This is a genomic window from Brenneria corticis (genome assembly GCF_003115855.1).
Taxonomy (GTDB): domain Bacteria; phylum Pseudomonadota; class Gammaproteobacteria; order Enterobacterales; family Enterobacteriaceae; genus Brenneria; species Brenneria corticis.
The window spans coordinates 293754-309677 of record NZ_KZ819071.1 but is presented as its reverse complement, the minus strand read 5'-3'; the positions used below and the strand labels follow the sequence as shown (position 1 = coordinate 309677).

Here is a 15924-nt window from a genome sequence, read left to right as displayed (position 1 = left end):
GAATTAGGCCGGCAAGGGGCGATAATTGAGTGCGCCCGGCACACCTGCAACCTGAAATATGACGAATATAAAGCGTTCACGGTAATTTAATTAAATGGCAGGCATTACAGCATGAAGTTATCGCATCCGAAAAAGGAGTGATTCCATGTCAGGCTTAATCAATTTTTTTAAAGCGGCACCTGCGATTGAAACGGACGGAACGTTTGATGAAAAGAAATTCACCTTCACCCGCTGGCGATTATTTATTGCCATGTCAGCGGCCTACGTCATGTTTTATGTTTGCCGGTTATCATTCAGCGTAGCAAAATCCGCGATGGTGGAACTGGGAATAACCCCGACCGAATTAGGAATGATTGGTTCCGCGTTATTTTTTGCCTATGCCGTCGGAAAACTGGTCAATGGATTTTTAGCCGACCATGCCAACGTCGTACGTTTTATGAGTCTCGGTTTGCTGCTTAGCGCCGCAATGAACTTTATGATGGGCATGACCACCAACGCCATTCTGCTGACGATATTCTGGGGCATCAACGGCTGGGCGCAGTCAATGGGAGTCGGGCCGTGCGTGGTTTCCCTGGCGCGCTGGTACGGCAATAAAGAACGCGGAACGTTTTATTCCATCTGGTCGACAGCGCATAATATCGGCGAAGCGGTTACCTATATCGTTATCGCGGCGGTCATTGTCGGTTTCGGCTGGCGCTTTGGTTATTTCACCACGGCCGCGCTGGGCGGCGTCGGCATCCTGTTTATTTTGTTATTCATGAGCGATTCCCCGCAGAGCAGCGGTTATCCGCCGATTAGCACGATCCGCAACGAGCCGATTACCGTTCTGGAAAAAGAGAAATCGGTGCTGAGAAACCAGCTGACTTCGCTGCATAACCCGGCGCTGTGGACACTGGCGCTGGCTTCCGCCTTTATGTATATGGACCGCTATGCCGTTAACTCGTGGGGCATTTTCTATCTTGAACATGCGAAAGAGTATACCACCTTGCAGGCATCCGGCATTGTCGGCGTTAATGCGATAGCGGGCATCGTCGGCACTATTCTGGCGGGAATGATTTCCGACCGCTTTTTTGCCAATAACCGCAGTATTCTAGCCTGTTTTATCGGGCTGCTGAATACCGCGGGTTTCGCCATGCTGCTGTATTTACCGCAGAACTATTATACCGATATCCTGTCGATGATATTATTCGGCGCGACCATTGGCGCATTAACCTGTTTCCTTGGCGGATTAATCGCCGTGGATATTTCCTCTAAAAAAGCAGCCGGAGCGGCATTGGGCACGATTGGCATCGCCAGCTATGCCGGCGCGGGATTAGGGGAATTTCTGACCGGTGTGATTATCGATAAAACATCGATCATCGAACAGGGGGAAACCATTTATAATTTCGCCGCGCTATCGACATTTTGGATCAGCATGGGAATATTATCAGCCACGTTAAGTTTAATTACCGGGGCCATCGTTGCCAGAAAACGGCATCTTATACAACGCGAAAAACACGGTTAACCCCTCCGCCATTTATTATTAGCAGCAACAGGAAACCATGATGAATAAGATCTATTTATACATAGTCTTGCCGTGCGCGTTACTTATGATGACAACCCAGGCCGCCGATGAAAACAGAGTTTAACGACGGACAGTGTCAGACAACGGCGGTGGGGACGCTGTGCCCGCAAGAGGCGTTTATCAAACGGATAAAGGATTCGATTGATCCGACCGCGGTGACCCGCACGCAATATTGATATGAAAACGTCCGGGCGCCTTGTCCGGCGCATCGCGGTGTGGCTGCGCCTGTGCGACGCGCCCCGGACTATGTGCTGCCGCGCCGCACCAGCCGCACCGCGGTCCGAAAGGTGTTCACCGGCCGGTCAAACTGCCGGATACGCATTAACAATGCATCCACCGCCCGACAGGCCAGCATATCGGTATCCTGGTGTATGGTGGTGAGGTCATAAGCGGCAAAAGAGGCTTGCGGAATATCATCAAAACCCACCACTTTCACTCGCGTCGGGACGGCCTGCGGGTGGTGCCGGCGCAGATAATCCAGCGCGCCGAAGGCCAGCATGTCGGTGGCGCAAAACAGCCCATCGGGCTGCTCATCGCCGGAAAACAACGCGTCCGCGCCAGCCCATCCGCCCTGATACCCCCCCTGTCCGCAAAAATGCTCAAGGGCGATCAGGCCATGCTGCGCCAGCTCGTCACCAAATCCAACCCGCCGTTCGGCGGTGCTGTAATGCTGCTGATTTTCACCAATAAAGGCCAGTTTCCGGGCGCCCCTGGCGATCAACTCCCGTGCCGCCAGGCGTCCTCCCTGCACATTGTCGCTGCTGACGCTATCCGCGCCCAGCGAATTGGCGGAACGGTTAATCAGAGTGACCGGGATACGTTTCGCCAGGTAATCCTGCGCCAGCGACAGCGGCGGCGCGCCGGAGGTAATGATCACCCCCGCCACCTGGTAGCTGATCAACTGACGCAAAGAAGGCTCCAACTGCTGCGGATCGTCGGCGTCCATCAGCAGCGGCATAAAGCCTCGCAGACTGAGCTGATGGACGATCGGCGCCAACAGCTTACTGCGGAACGGGTTATCAAACCCGGCGGTGACGATGCCGATAAAATTATTGCTGCCCTTAATCATGCTGCGGGCGATGACATTAACCTGATAACCCAGCTCCGCCGCCGCCGCCATAACCTTCTGACGCGTATGATCGGAAATACTGGCGCCGTCGGTAAACGCCCTGGAGACCGCCGATCGGGATACGCCGGCGCGACGCGCCACATCGGCCGCGGTGACCCAACTCTTACTGGTAGTAGTCATCAGGCACTCCTTATTCATGGCGTGATCCCGGCGGAGGTTCGGATTAGCGCGAGGGGCGTCTTTAATCGTACTAAAATGTACTGCGTTTCGTATAAGGATTCCAGAACAATGGGTTATACACAACCGGCGATCCGGCGCGGTCTGATTCAGCGCTTACTCATCCCCATCTTCATACAGCTGTTTCAACGCCGCCGTATTAACGATCAGGATTTTTCCGTATTTGGCGTCGATCCATCCCAGTTTTTCCCAGGCGACCAGCCGTTTATTAATGGTCTGCCGGGTGGTATTGATGATTGTGGCCAGATCGTCCTGCGTTAAATACAAATTGATCAGAACGCCTTTTCCATGAGGTTCGCCGTACCCCTCCGCAAGGCTAATCAGCCGTTTGGCCAGCCGCGCGGACACCGACAGCAGCGTACTGTCGTGCAACATCGTGAAAGCGTTGCGGATCACTTTGCACAGCAGGATGGCGAGAAACTGGTAAAAAATCGGATAGGTTTTCAGCAGGTACTCCACGTCTCTGGGCGCCAGGGTAAGCAGCAGCGTTTTGCTGATAACCCTGGCGTCATGGGTGCGCACCGACTTATCGATCATGCCGATTTCACCAAACCAGTTGCCGGGCGATAAGTATCTGAAAATACACTCCTTCCCATCCGATGAAATAGAGCTGACTTTCACCGCGCCGGTAATCACCGCGTACAGCCCGCGCGACGCGTCGCCGCGATAATGGATGATTTCGCCTTTGTCGTAATGCCGCAGGGCGGCGCGTGCGATAATCTGTTCGATAAGGTAATCAGGCAGCGCCCTGAACCAGTTATTGCTTAACAACACGGGCAAAATATCCTCGTCAGGCAAACCGTTAGCCCCATCCGGCGTCTGCGGAAGATCCTCCCCGGTTTCAAAAACCTTAGCCATCTTCACCTCATCAAACAGCCTGCGACGGCGATTCGCCAGCGGCTTTTACAATGTGACGCCCGTTTTAAATATAGCCAGTTCGCGAAAATGGTTGATCTCATTGCGGCTGGGTTTTCCACTGGCTATTTCCGCGATCAGCGCAACAAACTCCTCCAGCAACGTATCAGCATCCTTGCCTTCCAGCAATGCGCCCGCGTTGAAATCAATCCAGTGCGGCTTCCAGGCGGCCAGTTCTGAATTTGTCGCAATTTTTACGGTTGGCACGAAGCCGCCATACGGCGTCCCTCTGCCGGTGGAAAACAGCACCATATGACAGCCGGCGGCGCCCAGCGCGGAGGTGGCGACCGCGTCATTGCCCGGTGCGCTGAGCAGCGAAAGCCCCGCCCGCGTCAGACGCTGACCATATTCAAGCACGTCGACCACCTTCGATGCGCCCGCCTTCTGGGTACATCCCAGCGATTTATCCTCAAGGGTCGAGATACCGCCTTTTTTATTGCCGGGCGAAGGATTCTCATACACCGGCTGATGGTGTTCAATAAAGTAACGTTTGAAATCATTAATCATTTTTACCGCCTGACGAAAGACCGTCTCGTTTTCACAGCGCGAGAACAACAGATGTTCGGCGCCGAACATCTCCGGCACTTCCGTCAGCACACTGCTGCAGCCGTTCAGGATCAGATAATCAGAGAATCGCCCCAACATCGGGTTGGCGGTAATCCCCGATAATCCATCCGAGCCCCCGCACTCAAGGCCGACCCGCAGCCGGCCGATGGGTGCGGGCTGGCGGCGATCCTGACGCATAACCTGATAGATTTCATTGAGGTGACGTAAGCCGACCGCCAGTTCGTCCTGTTCATGCTGCGCCACCATAAAACGCACCCGGCCGGGATCGACCTCCCCGACCAGCGCCTTAAACGCCTCGATCTGATTGTTTTCACATCCCAGGCCAATGACTAACACGCCGCCTGCATTCGGATGCACAACCATATCGGCCAGAATTCGCCGGGTATTTTCATGGTCGTCCCCCAGTTGGGAACAACCATAGGGATGGGTGAAAACCTGTATCCCGTCAATATCGTCCAGCGCATGCTCCGCGCGAAAACGTTGAGCGACCGTCTGAGCAATGGCGTTCACACACCCCACCGTCGGCAGGATCCACAGTTCATTACGAATGCCAATATCGCCACTGGCGCGCGAATAAACGTTGATTTCCCGCGGCCGGCAGGGCGTGACCACCGCCGGGAAAGAAGGCGCATAATGATAGTCCTGCCGCGCCTTCAGGCCGGTTTTAAGGTTATGGGTATGAACCCATTCGCCCGCGCTCACGCATTGGGTCAGATAGCCGATCGGCGCCCCGTATTTAATCACCTGCGCGCCGGCCGGCATGGCTGTACGCGCGATTTTTGCGCCCTTATCCACATCCTGAGCCACCACCACCCCAACCTTACCGTCGGTAACCGTCTCGCCTTTAGCCAGCGAAGTCAGGGCAATCATCACCGAGTCATCGGGATGAATTAACGTTATTTTATGCATTGCGCCTCTCCTGACTTCACCGCAGGAACCGGTGCGGGCCGCGAATCATCGATTGTCTTGTCTATGCCAACGCGTCGTAATGTCAGGATCATCAGACTGCCCAGAAAGGTGACCAGCGCCAGGAAATACAACCCCGCCCGGGCTGACTCAAAGGTCTGTTCGGCCCAGACGCGCAGGTTAGGCGCCACGAACCCACCAAGGTTGCCCATGGAGTTGATCAGCGCAATGCCGGAGGCCGCCGCCGCGCCGCCCAGGTAAGAAGAGGGAAATGTCCAGTAGAGCGGCTGCATCGCCAGATGACCGGCCGCGGCGACGCACAGCGCGACGATAGCCACGAGGGGAACACTGTCAGCCAGACCCGACACCGCAATGCCCAGTGAGCCAAGCATAAAGGTCACCGAAGCAACGATGCGGCGTTCCTGCAATTTTTCGGAAATACGCGGTACGTAGTAAACCGCGATGGCGGCGCATAGCGGGGGGATCGCCGTGACGAATCCCACCAGCAGCCCCACCTTACTGCCCAGCAGCGTGGCGATTTGCGTAGGCAGGAAGAAATAAATACCGTAGCCGCAAACCTGAACGGTAAACCAGATCAGGCACAGATACAGCACGCGTACATCCAGCAGCGCCTGCCACACGCCTTTCGGCCCATGGGACAATTTAACCTGCTCTTCCCGATCCAGGGTCCGCCTCAACGCCTCTTTTTCCTGTTTTGTCAGCCAGCTAGCATCCACCGGGCGATCGTCCAGATAGAACAGCACCCAGATGCCCACCAGCGAGGCCAGCAACCCTTCAACGACAAACATCAACTGCCAGCCGCGCAAACCGAAAGCCAGCGATGTTCCTTCAAGAGAGAGCAGCGAACCGGATAGCGGACCGCCGATGATGAAAGCCAACGGCGCGCCGAACAGGAAATAGCCGGTGACCCTGGCGCGAATATGTTGTGGGAACCAGAAGGTCAGGTAAAGAATAACGCCGGGGAAAAAGCCGGCCTCGCTAACCCCTAGCAGAAAACGCAGGAAGATAAAAACCCCTTCCGTATGGGCGAACATCATGGCGGCGGAAACCAGCCCCCAGGTGATCATAATCCTTGCCAGCCAAACGCGCGCGCCGATCCGATACAGTAAAATATTGCTGGGCACTTCAAACAATGCATAGCCAATAAAAAAGATACCTGCGCCGAAAGCGTAGGCCGCATCGCTTAGTCCGGTATCTAACTGAAACTCCTGTTTGGCAAAACCAATATTAGAGCGGTCGAGATACGCCAGAATAAACATCAATGTCACCATTGGAATAATGCGGCGTATGGATTTGCTAATGGCCTGTGATAAATCAACATCTGTAGGGGTGGACATGACTTACCTCATTAATATTAAGTATGACCTTGACCCACCCGGGCAATAATATGTCCGGGTAAGCCGTCATGAAAAATGAAAAGAATAATTATCTTTGCTGTTGTTTTATTTAACGCTAAAGCGCTCCAGCGCGTCCCGACGCAATGTCGTGCCCGCGCCAGGCTCGGTCGGCACGCTATAAACGCCGTCTTTAACCTCGACCGGGTCGACAAAGCAGTCCAGCGTCCACGGAATGAACTCCAGTAACGAACAGGCGGGATGCGCCATCACCAGATGCAATTGCGCCTGCATCATATCCCCATGATGCGGCGTCACCGGCAGATTAAAGGCCATGCCCAGATCGGCGATTTCCCATACGGCGGTTAAGCCGCCGCAGCGCGTAGCGTCGGGCTGTAGATAGTCGACCGCGCCGGCAAGCACAAACTCTTTGAAGGCATCCAGGTGGTACAGTAATTCCCCTAACGCAATCGGCGTATCAATGCGTTCGGCAAGCTGACGATGGCTGGCGACGTCATCGTGCCACATCGGTTCCTCAAACCAGGTAATGTCGAAGTCGGCCAGACGCGCGCCATACTGTTTGGCGGTACTGATATCCCATTTTCCGTTGGCGTCCACCATCAGATTGACATCATCGCCGATGGCCGCTCTTACCGCCGCAATACGTTGTAAATCTTCACGCGGATTCGGCTTGCCGATCTTCATTTTGATGGCGTTGAAACCCTCTTCAAAAATCATTTTCTTGCAGTCATCGACCAGTTCCGGCGTATCCCGCACCAGCCAGCCGCAGTCCGTGTTATACGCCGTCACCCGCGCATCTTTTGAACCGCCAAACAACTGCCACAGCGGTTGTTCCGCCCTTTTGGCTTTTACATCCCATAAAGCGATATCGATAGCGGAAAGCGCCATTTGCATTAAACCGCCCCGACCGACCCAAATATTGGTCGAGCTGCGTAACAGTTTGCGATGTAAATGACGGACCTCATCGGCATCCTCACCCATTAACATCGGACCAAATACGTCGCTGATGATGGTGGTAATAAGCCTGTCGGTCGTAATGTCGGCGTGTGTTCCGGTATATCCATAGCCCACCAGACCACATTCGGTTTCAATCATGACGCCCGGCATACCCCAATGGGTGATTTTATGCGTGGAGTCGCCAATAATATTTTTGGTTACCGGTACATGCATGATAAATGTCGTAACTTTAGTAATTTTCATTATTCATCCCAATAGTTAAGTGATACGGGCCGATAACCGCAATCTAACAATGGCTATTAGCCATAGCTGTCAAACGGTATACACATCACTTGCCGTTGGAGATTTTTAATGAATTATTTGAACTGGATCGCGGTTAATCGCGCTGCGCCGGCGCCCATCGATTCATTGCCGGATTGACTATCCGACATGCAAACCAAAGGCGCTGATTGAACAGTACGGGCACAGATTCAGATTTCCATCCCGCCGCCTGCGGGCAAACCGCAGATTCCGGCGCAGGTAAAAAGCCGGGCTGAACAGCATGGATAAGGGGTGTTTCTCCCACATGACCGTTCTATTAATGGGGCATAATTAGAAGTTATGCTCCATTAATAGAACGAGCCATTTGTTTTTAACCACGCCAATACGCGCTCCACGTTTTTCGAATCGTCGCCGCAACATCTCTCTTATGAGATTTTTTTCTTTGCTTTGCCACTAAACACATTTCCCTCATTGTCATCAAAATGTCATTAATAAAAAAACCTAATTCATTGAAGTTGTTGGGAATGGTGAAAAAACGCGTCACTGCGGCCATCAATGCCGTACTTGCCAGAGTCTTATGATAACCACGCTGTTGTCGCTGCTGCCGATAATGTTCCTTATCGCCATGGGCCTCCTGCTACGCAGCAGGAATCTGATTGACGTCGGCTTTTGGTTGCCTTGCGAAAAACTGAACTATTTTTACCTTTTCCCCGCCCTGATGTTCGCCCAGGTCGGCAAAGCCGATCTCAGCCAGTTCGCGGTTCAACCTATCGCATGGTCTATTCTTGGCGCCGTTTTTGTCGGCGGGGGAATACTCTGGCTGTGGCGACTGTGGTTAAAACAGCCCGGCCCGACGTTCTCTTCCGTGATCCAGGGTGCTTTGCGTCCCAATACCTATATCGGGGTGGCCGCCGCGGCAGCAACCTACGGACATACCGGATTAACCGTGACCGCCATCAGTATTGCGGTCGCCATACCGCTGCTGAATGTCGCTTCCATCGTTATTCTGATGCATTACGGACAAGGCAGCAGGCCCGGATGGTTGCCGATTGTCAAAGCGCTGGTTAAAAATCCGGTGATTGTGTCCATACTGGCGGGATTACTGTTTAACTACAGTGGATTGCCGTTGCCGCAAACGGCCGACAATATATTGAAGATTCTTGGCGGCGCTTCCCTGCCGTTGGGGCTGCTTGCCGTTGGCGCCGGCCTGAATATTCAGGCGGCCCGCTCGGCGCAATGGACGGTATTACAATCCTCTTTCGTCAAGCTGCTGCTGGTTCCCGGCATAACATTGCTTATCGGGACCTTTCTCGGCATATCGGGCCCCGTACTGGCGACGGTGGTTCTATTCAACGCGCTCCCCTGCACCGCTTCCGCTTACATCATGGCGAAGCTGCTCGGCGGCGACCATCAATTATCCGCCGGCATTATCACCATCCAGACGTTGCTTGCCGCCATCACCATTCCCTTGATGCTGATGCTCACCCAGTTATGCTCCTATTCAGGCTGAGATAAGCGTTGTCCGTTTTGTATATACCCTAAATAATTCGAGTTGCAGGAAGGCGGCGACGCAACGAATTCCCGGGAGCTTACACCAGTAAGTGACCGGGGTGAGTGAGGAAAGCCAACGCACCTGCAGCTTGAAGTATGACGGGTATAGCTATTTATATCGGGAACGGCGGGTGATTAGCGAATATAATAATGGCGAAAATGACGAATCCCTATTTCTCCGCCATTCTATTATTCGCGGCAAGTTTATAATAGCGTCGGCATTAGTTTTTCGGGGTTCAAATATCGTTGGCGCCAATCGCCCGCCAATCCAGATCGGCCGATTCAATCCCCATCATCTGCTGTATCTTTTCGTATATTTCAGCAGCGGACAGACCGTTATATATTCCCTTGCTATAAAAGCTGAACGCATCCGTATTATCGCCGTCAGTCTCCCGCCCTATCCGTATGCGCTCTTCGGCCGTCACCGGCTTACCGGAAAATACATCAAAGGCTTCCCAACTGCCGTCAGGGTAATTAATCATGGATACCAGCGTGCCGCCGTACAGAGGAATACCGTTGATCATTTGCAGAGAACGCTCCGCAGACGCCGTCTCCCGCTGCTCCCGTTCCTCTTTAGCCTGCTGCGCTTCGCGAGCGGCCTGCCGTCTTTCAACATCTGTCTGGCTGTCGCCGGACTGCGCTATACCGGACTGTCTTTTTCCATCCGTCGATAGCGTGACCTGAGTACTGACGCCCGGCAGACTATTCTTCTCCAGCGAATCGCTTTCCGTACCAGCCGATGATGAATCTGTATTACCCAGGGTGCTAATGGATACAACAGGATAAAAAGGCTTTATATTCTGACTCTGTGTGTCGATACCTGCTATATCCACAATGCCGCTCCTTTTTATATTTCATGTAATACCAGATACCGTTCAATATGCTATAAGATATAGTGATAGCTAACACCAACATATTGAAATAAATATAAAATACGTCTAATAAGACAGCTATTGCCGATAACATTAATCGGCTATAAGTACGGTGACAGACAGGAAATAAACGCATTTCCGCCAGGCTTATTGCGAGTTCCATCACATGATAAAGACCGTTGATGCCAGCATTAAAAAGAGACTGTTCAGTAAAAGGTATCGGCAATTTTATTTTTTCATTAATATTAAAAAGGAATAAGAATAGGGCGATAAACGCACTCCAGGAAATAGTTAGCGCATAAAAAAATCCGCCGGCGTTTTGCGGCGGCGGATTTTGCCCTTAATGAAACACCAGGCGGTAATGAATTACTTTTTGCTTTTATCCTGCAACTGCTCTACCTGAGGCAACCCGGCGTTGGCGGACGAGGACAGCAGGCCGGTTTCAACATAGTTGAACAGTTTTTCACGCGTGTCGGTGATATCCAGGTTACGCATCGTCAGCTGACCGATACGGTCGTCCGGCGAGAATACGGAATCGCCTTTTTCCATCGTCAGGCGCTCCGGCTTGTAGGTCAGATTATCGGAAACGGTATTCATGATGGAATAGTCGTTACCACGGCGCAGCTCCAGCGTGACTTCGCCGGTGATGGCGCTGGCGATCCAACGCTGGGAGGAGTCGCGCAGCATCAGCGCCTGCGAGTCAAACCAGCGCCCCTGATACAGGAAGCGCCCCAGTTGACGGCCGTTGGCATGATACTGTTCGATGGTATCTTCGTTATGGATGCCGGTCAGCAGACGTTCATAAGCGATATGCAGCAACGCCATTCCCGGCGCTTCGTAGATACCGCGGCTTTTCGCTTCAATGATGCGGTTTTCGATCTGGTCGCTCATGCCCAGACCGTGGCGTCCGCCGATACGGTTGGCTTCCAGCATCAGTTCCACGTCGTCCGAGAAGGTTTGACCGTTCAGCGCCACCGGGTGGCCGCGATCAAAACGGATGGTGACTTCTTCCGCCGCGACTTTTACGTTTTCATCCCAGAACTTGACGCCCATAATCGGGTTGACGATTTTGATGCTGGAGTTCAGATATTCCAGATCTTTGGCTTCATGGGTCGCACCCAGAATGTTGGAGTCGGTGGAATAGGCTTTCTCTGCGGACATCTTGTAGCCGAAACCCGCCTGCGCCATAAACTCGGACATCTCCTGCCGGCCGCCCAACTCGTCGATAAAGTCGGTATCCAGCCAGGGTTTATAGATTTTCAGTTCGGCATTGGTCAGCAAACCGTAGCGATAGAAACGCTCGATATCGTTACCTTTATAGGTACTGCCGTCACCCCAGATATTGACGCCGTCTTCCTTCATCGCCGCCACCAGCATGGTGCCGGTTACCGCCCGCCCCAGCGGAGTGGTATTAAAATAGGTGACGCCGGCGGTGGTGTTATGGAAAGCGCCGCACTGGATCGCCGCAATACCTTCCGCCACCAGTTGCTTACGGCAATCGATCAGGCGGGCATTTTCAGCGCCGTATTCCAGCGCGCGGCGGGGGATCTCATCGTAATCATCCTCATCCGGCTGACCCAGATTCGCGGTGTACGCATAAGGAACCGCGCCTTTTTGACGCATCCAAAGCAGCGCGGCGCTGGTATCCAGACCACCGGAAAAGGCAATACCAATACGCTGGCCGACCGGAAGGTGTTTGAGAATCGTTGTCATAAATAAAATCCCTGCTCGAAGATCGATGGGTAGCAGCTTAGCAGCTACGCCATTATGTTACGCCATACATTGATGAGAGGTGATGCCTTCGCCGGATAGGGGATGGCCCGGACGGGGTTTATCGTCAAAACCGACACTCTCAATAAATGCATATTTATGCAAAATAAGTGAGTGATAATTTAAACATCTTTTTGCTGGGACGGGAAGAGTAGAGTGACAATTTATACAAAAAATTCGCCCTCAACAGTAACGGGGCGCCGGATGCCAATTATAACGCTGCACATGACGACACACCAAATCAGCCATTTTCTGTGCCGTATAGGTCAATGGGCGCGAGCGCGCATAAATCAAGCTATAAACCGCATCCGGCAACGTATCTTGCACCGGTATAATCCCTAATCGCTGATTAAAATCGTCCGATGCCACCCGCGCCAGCGACAGCACCGTCAGGTAGTCTTCATGTAGCACCAGCTGTAACCCGCAAATACAGGAGTCCGAGCGCACCGGCGCCTGGGGCATATCAGAAACGCCAAACAAAATCTGCTGTTCTATCTGCTGGTAGTATCCCATATCCGTCTCCGGCATAAACCAGCGGGCCTCTTTCAACTGAGCCAGCGAACGACAATGCGCCAAGGGATGCCCGATACGAGCGACCACACCGAATGGCGCCGCAAACAGGGGTTCGATGACAAACTCGGCGACCGGCACCGTCGGCGCGATTGTTCCTATCGCAAAATCAAGCTGCCCTTCGCGTAATGCTGACAATAGCGTTGACAGCTGAGCCTCTTTTATCGCGATGCCGGCTTGAGGAAGATCTTTTTTAAAGTCATTAAGAACCGAGGATAATACCGTCACGGCCAACAGTGATGAAATCCCAAACGCCACGCCCCCCTGAGAGCTCTGGTTAATCTGTTCAATTTCATTGGCTGCCCACTCTAACTCCTCCAAAATCAAACGCATTCGTACCGCGAAAGCCCGGCCTGATTCCGTTAGCGTAATACCATTGTTACTTCTTACCAGCAGGGTCGCCCCCAGCGTTTGCTCTAACTCCCGTAATGCGCGGGTCAGTGCGGGTTGCGATTGATTCAGCGCCCGCGCCGCCGCGCGAATACTGCCACAGCGAATGACCTCATGAAAAATTCTGAGCTGCTGCAATTTGGGTAAATACTTCATCTATTGCCTCTATCAACTTTAGGCATCACCTGCAACTTATCATCATCTCCACATAGCTGGCATGGTTATGTTAGATAGTATTTCATCCTGTCATTTTGACTCGTTACGATGGAGCTTACTCCATGCTACAGCTCATTTTAGGTATCCTGATTTTGCTCGCGACCCTCTGGCTGCTAATAAAACGCCATGACACGCGCACCGTACTCATCGGATCCGGCCTGTTGCTTTGCCTGGTTTCATTTTCGCCAATGGATGCCTTTGCCGCGTTCAGCAAAAGGATGACAACCGCCGGTTTGATTGAGGCAATCTGTGCCAGCATGGGGTTTGCCTATGTCATGAAATATACCCGGTGCGATGTCAGCCTGGTGCGGATTTTAACCAAGGGACTCAGCCGGCTGGGGATCTTCCTGGTGCCAGTGGCCGTCATGGTCACCTTTATCATCAGTATTGCCATCCCCTCGGCCGCAGGGGTTTCTGCCGCCGTAGGGGCAACGCTGATCCCATTGCTGATTGCCGCCAAAGTACACCCGGCGATTGCCGGCGGGGCCGTTTTATCCGGCACGCTGGGAGCGGTACTCAATCCCGGAGTCGCGCATAATGCCTTTATCGCCAATATAGCCAACATGAAAGTCATGGACCTGGTGTTCTACCACGCTCCCATCAGCATCGCCTGCGGGATAATTTGCGCGGTAAGTCTGATGACCGTCGCGATGGTTCGCAAAGAGTTGAATTATCAGGCAGAGTCAGAACCGGCGGCAAAAACCACGCCCCTTGATACTGAAACCCCACCCGCTGAAAAACCTCACTATCTTCATGCGATAGCGCCTTTTATTCCGGTGCTATTATTGGTTGCTTCAAGCGCGGGGTGGTTGGGTAAAACCGAAATGAACGTCCCTGCCGCAATGCTGATCGGCTCGATTTATGCCTTATTCATTACCCGTTCCAGCGCCAGCGAGTTAACCAAGGAATTTTTCAACGGCATGGGTTCCGCCTATGCAAATATTCTCGGCATTATCATCGCCGCCGCCGTATTTATTGAAGGCTTACAAGCCTGTGGAATTATCAGCAGTTTTATCACTCTGTTAACGCAATATCCTGATTTTGCTCGCTGGGGCGGCACCATTGGCCCATTTATGATGGGATTGATTACCGGTACTGGCGACGCCACGGCCTTTGCGTTTAATGAGGCGGTCACCCCGCATGCCAACGCTTTTGGCTATGAAATTCCCAACCTGGGTGTCGGCGTCATGCTGGCGGCCTGTCTCGGCCGCAATATGTCCCCGCTGGCCGGCGCGACTATCGTCTGCGCGGGGTTAGCCGGTATTAACCCGGTAGAAATGGTAAAAAGAACCGCCCCGGGGATGATCATCGCGGTCATCGCCGTGGCGCTTTTCTTCCTGTAATCCGCTTTTTCCGCCATAAAGGAGCAGCCATGAAAAACATCACGTTACAACAGTTAATCCACTGGCGCAGAGAGTTTCACCAGTTTCCTGAGGAAGGCTGGACGGAGTTTGTCACCACAGCCAAAATAATTACCCGCCTGCGCGCAATGGGGTTCGAGGTGTTGGCTGGTAAAAAAATCATCAACGAAGCGTTCGTTCGGGGTAGAAAAACCGACGTAGTGGAAAAAGGACTCGCCGCCGCCCGGGCGCAAGGTATTGACAGTGCGCTACTGGCGGAAATGGAGGCGTTGACGGGGTGCGTGGCCCTGCTGGATACCGCTCGCCCCGGCCCGACCATTGCCTTGCGCTTCGATATTGACTGCGTACTGGTGCAAGAACCCCCCTCCGCCGGCCATATTCCCAATCAGGAGCATTTTGCGTCAACCAACCCGGGGATGATGCATGCCTGCGGTCACGATGGACATACCGCCATCGGTTTGGGGCTCGCGCAATGGTTGATGCAACAGAAAAACACCCTGCATGGCCGCTTCAAACTTATTTTTCAACCGGCGGAAGAGGGCGTGCGCGGGGCCAGGCCTATCGCTGAAAGCGGCATTGTCGACGATGTGGATTATTTTCTGGCGCTGCATCTGGGTACGGTGGCCAAAAGCAACGAAGTTCTGGTGGATCCGCAGGGTTTTCTTTGCACCACCAAAATTGATTTTCGTTTCCATGGCGTACCCGCGCACGCCGGAGCCGATCCGCAAAAAGGACATAACGCCTTGGCGGGAGCCTGCCATTGCGCCACCCAGTTGCTGGGAATAGCCCGACATGGCGACGGTATGTCACAGGTAAACGTCGGGGTAATCCGCGCCGGTGAAGGCCGCAATGTGATCCCTGCCGAGGGCGAGTTGCTGGTGGAAGTCAGGGGCGCGACCAAAGAAATCAACGATTACATGACCGATCGGGCGATGCGCATTGCCGAAGGCGCGGCACATGGTTTTGATTTACGACTGGAAACAGAAATCACCGGGGAGGCGGTCGATCTGCATAACGACCCGGAATTAATTGAGGTATTAAAGCAGGTCATTGCCGACCGTCCATCGCTGACGGTGGTATCACGCCACTTTGGCGGCAGTGAAGACGCCACAATCCTTGCCAGACGAGTGCAGGATCACGGCGGTAAAGCGCTCTATTTTATTCTGGGAGCGGATCTTGCCGCCGGGCACCACCAGTCCAACTTCGATTTTGACGAGCAATCGCTGCTGACCGGCGTCGAACTGTTCGCCGGATGCATCCAACGCTTATGCCAGGCTTAACCTGATCTCGCCGGCGACGCGGCGTCATACCTAAATCAAATCGGCCGGATCATTCTCCGGCC

At 53.4% G+C, this 15924-nt stretch carries 13 protein-coding genes; 5 read left to right on the top strand and 8 right to left on the bottom strand.

The window, feature by feature from the left end; all coding sequences use genetic code 11:
* The first annotated feature begins 145 nt into the window (after positions 1-145).
* Positions 146-1504: an MFS transporter gene (locus tag DDT56_RS01430; RefSeq protein ID WP_136164725.1), complete on the top strand. Its 1359-nt coding sequence runs from the start codon at positions 146-148 to the stop codon at positions 1502-1504.
* A 107-nt stretch (positions 1505-1611) separates the two neighbouring features.
* Positions 1612-1740 carry a hypothetical protein gene (locus DDT56_RS24970; RefSeq protein WP_256373215.1) on the top strand — a complete coding sequence of 43 codons (129 nt, stop codon included), beginning with the start codon at positions 1612-1614 and terminating at the stop codon, positions 1738-1740.
* 68 nt (positions 1741-1808) lie between these two features.
* Here DDT56_RS24970 and DDT56_RS01425 read toward each other — a convergent pair whose 3' ends face one another.
* From DDT56_RS01425 to DDT56_RS01405, 5 genes are all read right to left on the bottom strand, one after another.
* Complete coding sequence (locus DDT56_RS01425; protein WP_136164724.1) at positions 1809-2813, bottom strand: LacI family DNA-binding transcriptional regulator; 1005 nt, start codon at positions 2811-2813, stop codon at positions 1809-1811.
* A gap of 153 nt (positions 2814-2966) precedes the next feature.
* On the bottom strand, positions 2967-3728 hold the full coding sequence (locus DDT56_RS01420; protein ID WP_136164723.1) for a Crp/Fnr family transcriptional regulator: 762 nt from the start codon (positions 3726-3728) through the stop codon (positions 2967-2969).
* A gap of 45 nt (positions 3729-3773) precedes the next feature.
* Entirely contained in the window at positions 3774-5261 is a 1488-nt protein-coding gene (locus tag DDT56_RS01415) for a UxaA family hydrolase (protein WP_136164722.1), read from the bottom strand.
* Entirely contained in the window at positions 5249-6616 is a 1368-nt protein-coding gene (locus DDT56_RS01410) for an MFS transporter (protein WP_136164721.1), read from the bottom strand. Before DDT56_RS01410 ends, DDT56_RS01415 begins: the two co-directional genes overlap by 13 nt.
* Positions 6617-6721: 105 nt before the next feature.
* On the bottom strand, positions 6722-7834 hold the full coding sequence (locus DDT56_RS01405) for a mandelate racemase/muconate lactonizing enzyme family protein (protein ID WP_136164720.1): 1113 nt from the start codon (positions 7832-7834) through the stop codon (positions 6722-6724).
* A gap of 595 nt (positions 7835-8429) precedes the next feature.
* Here DDT56_RS01405 and DDT56_RS01400 point away from each other — a divergent pair.
* Positions 8430-9362, top strand: a complete 933-nt coding sequence (locus DDT56_RS01400; RefSeq protein ID WP_136164719.1) for an AEC family transporter — start codon at positions 8430-8432, stop codon at positions 9360-9362.
* A gap of 277 nt (positions 9363-9639) precedes the next feature.
* Here the strand turns inward: DDT56_RS01400 and DDT56_RS01395 are convergent, their stop codons facing one another.
* From DDT56_RS01395 to DDT56_RS01385, 3 genes are all read right to left on the bottom strand, one after another.
* Positions 9640-10236, bottom strand: coding sequence for a hypothetical protein (locus DDT56_RS01395; RefSeq protein ID WP_136164718.1), 597 nt, complete (start codon positions 10234-10236; stop codon positions 9640-9642).
* A 405-nt stretch (positions 10237-10641) separates the two neighbouring features.
* Positions 10642-11988: an argininosuccinate synthase gene (argG, locus tag DDT56_RS01390; RefSeq protein ID WP_136164717.1), complete on the bottom strand. Its 1347-nt coding sequence runs from the start codon at positions 11986-11988 to the stop codon at positions 10642-10644.
* A gap of 240 nt (positions 11989-12228) precedes the next feature.
* Positions 12229-13161, bottom strand: coding sequence for a LysR substrate-binding domain-containing protein (locus DDT56_RS01385; protein ID WP_136164716.1), 933 nt, complete (start codon positions 13159-13161; stop codon positions 12229-12231).
* Positions 13162-13283: 122 nt separating this feature from the next.
* On the opposite strand from DDT56_RS01385, the gene dcuC reads away from it, so the two are divergent.
* Both dcuC and DDT56_RS01375 read left to right on the top strand, forming a co-directional pair.
* Positions 13284-14564, top strand: a complete 1281-nt coding sequence (gene dcuC / locus DDT56_RS01380; RefSeq protein WP_136164830.1) for a C4-dicarboxylate transporter DcuC — start codon at positions 13284-13286, stop codon at positions 14562-14564.
* A 29-nt stretch (positions 14565-14593) separates the two neighbouring features.
* Complete coding sequence (locus DDT56_RS01375) at positions 14594-15862, top strand: amidohydrolase (protein ID WP_136164715.1); 1269 nt, start codon at positions 14594-14596, stop codon at positions 15860-15862.
* Positions 15863-15924: the final 62 nt, after the last annotated feature.

Excerpts from the sequence above, each read along its gene's own strand:
- DDT56_RS01405 (WP_136164720.1), bottom strand. The coding sequence starts at position 7,834 with ATGAAAATTACTAAAGTTACGACATTTATCATGCATGTACCGGTAACC.
- argG (WP_136164717.1), bottom strand. The coding sequence starts at position 11,988 with ATGACAACGATTCTCAAACACCTTCCGGTCGGCCAGCGTATTGGTATT.
- DDT56_RS01385 (WP_136164716.1), bottom strand. The coding sequence starts at position 13,161 with ATGAAGTATTTACCCAAATTGCAGCAGCTCAGAATTTTTCATGAGGTC.
- dcuC (WP_136164830.1), top strand. The coding sequence starts at position 13,284 with ATGCTACAGCTCATTTTAGGTATCCTGATTTTGCTCGCGACCCTCTGG.
- DDT56_RS01430 (WP_136164725.1), top strand. The coding sequence starts at position 146 with ATGTCAGGCTTAATCAATTTTTTTAAAGCGGCACCTGCGATTGAAACG.
- DDT56_RS01415 (WP_136164722.1), bottom strand. The coding sequence starts at position 5,261 with ATGCATAAAATAACGTTAATTCATCCCGATGACTCGGTGATGATTGCC.
- DDT56_RS01375 (WP_136164715.1), top strand. The coding sequence starts at position 14,594 with ATGAAAAACATCACGTTACAACAGTTAATCCACTGGCGCAGAGAGTTT.
- DDT56_RS01410 (WP_136164721.1), bottom strand. The coding sequence starts at position 6,616 with ATGTCCACCCCTACAGATGTTGATTTATCACAGGCCATTAGCAAATCC.
- DDT56_RS01420 (WP_136164723.1), bottom strand. The coding sequence starts at position 3,728 with ATGGCTAAGGTTTTTGAAACCGGGGAGGATCTTCCGCAGACGCCGGAT.
- DDT56_RS24970 (WP_256373215.1), top strand. The coding sequence starts at position 1,612 with ATGAAAACAGAGTTTAACGACGGACAGTGTCAGACAACGGCGGTGGGG.
- DDT56_RS01425 (WP_136164724.1), bottom strand. The coding sequence starts at position 2,813 with ATGACTACTACCAGTAAGAGTTGGGTCACCGCGGCCGATGTGGCGCGT.
- DDT56_RS01400 (WP_136164719.1), top strand. The coding sequence starts at position 8,430 with ATGATAACCACGCTGTTGTCGCTGCTGCCGATAATGTTCCTTATCGCC.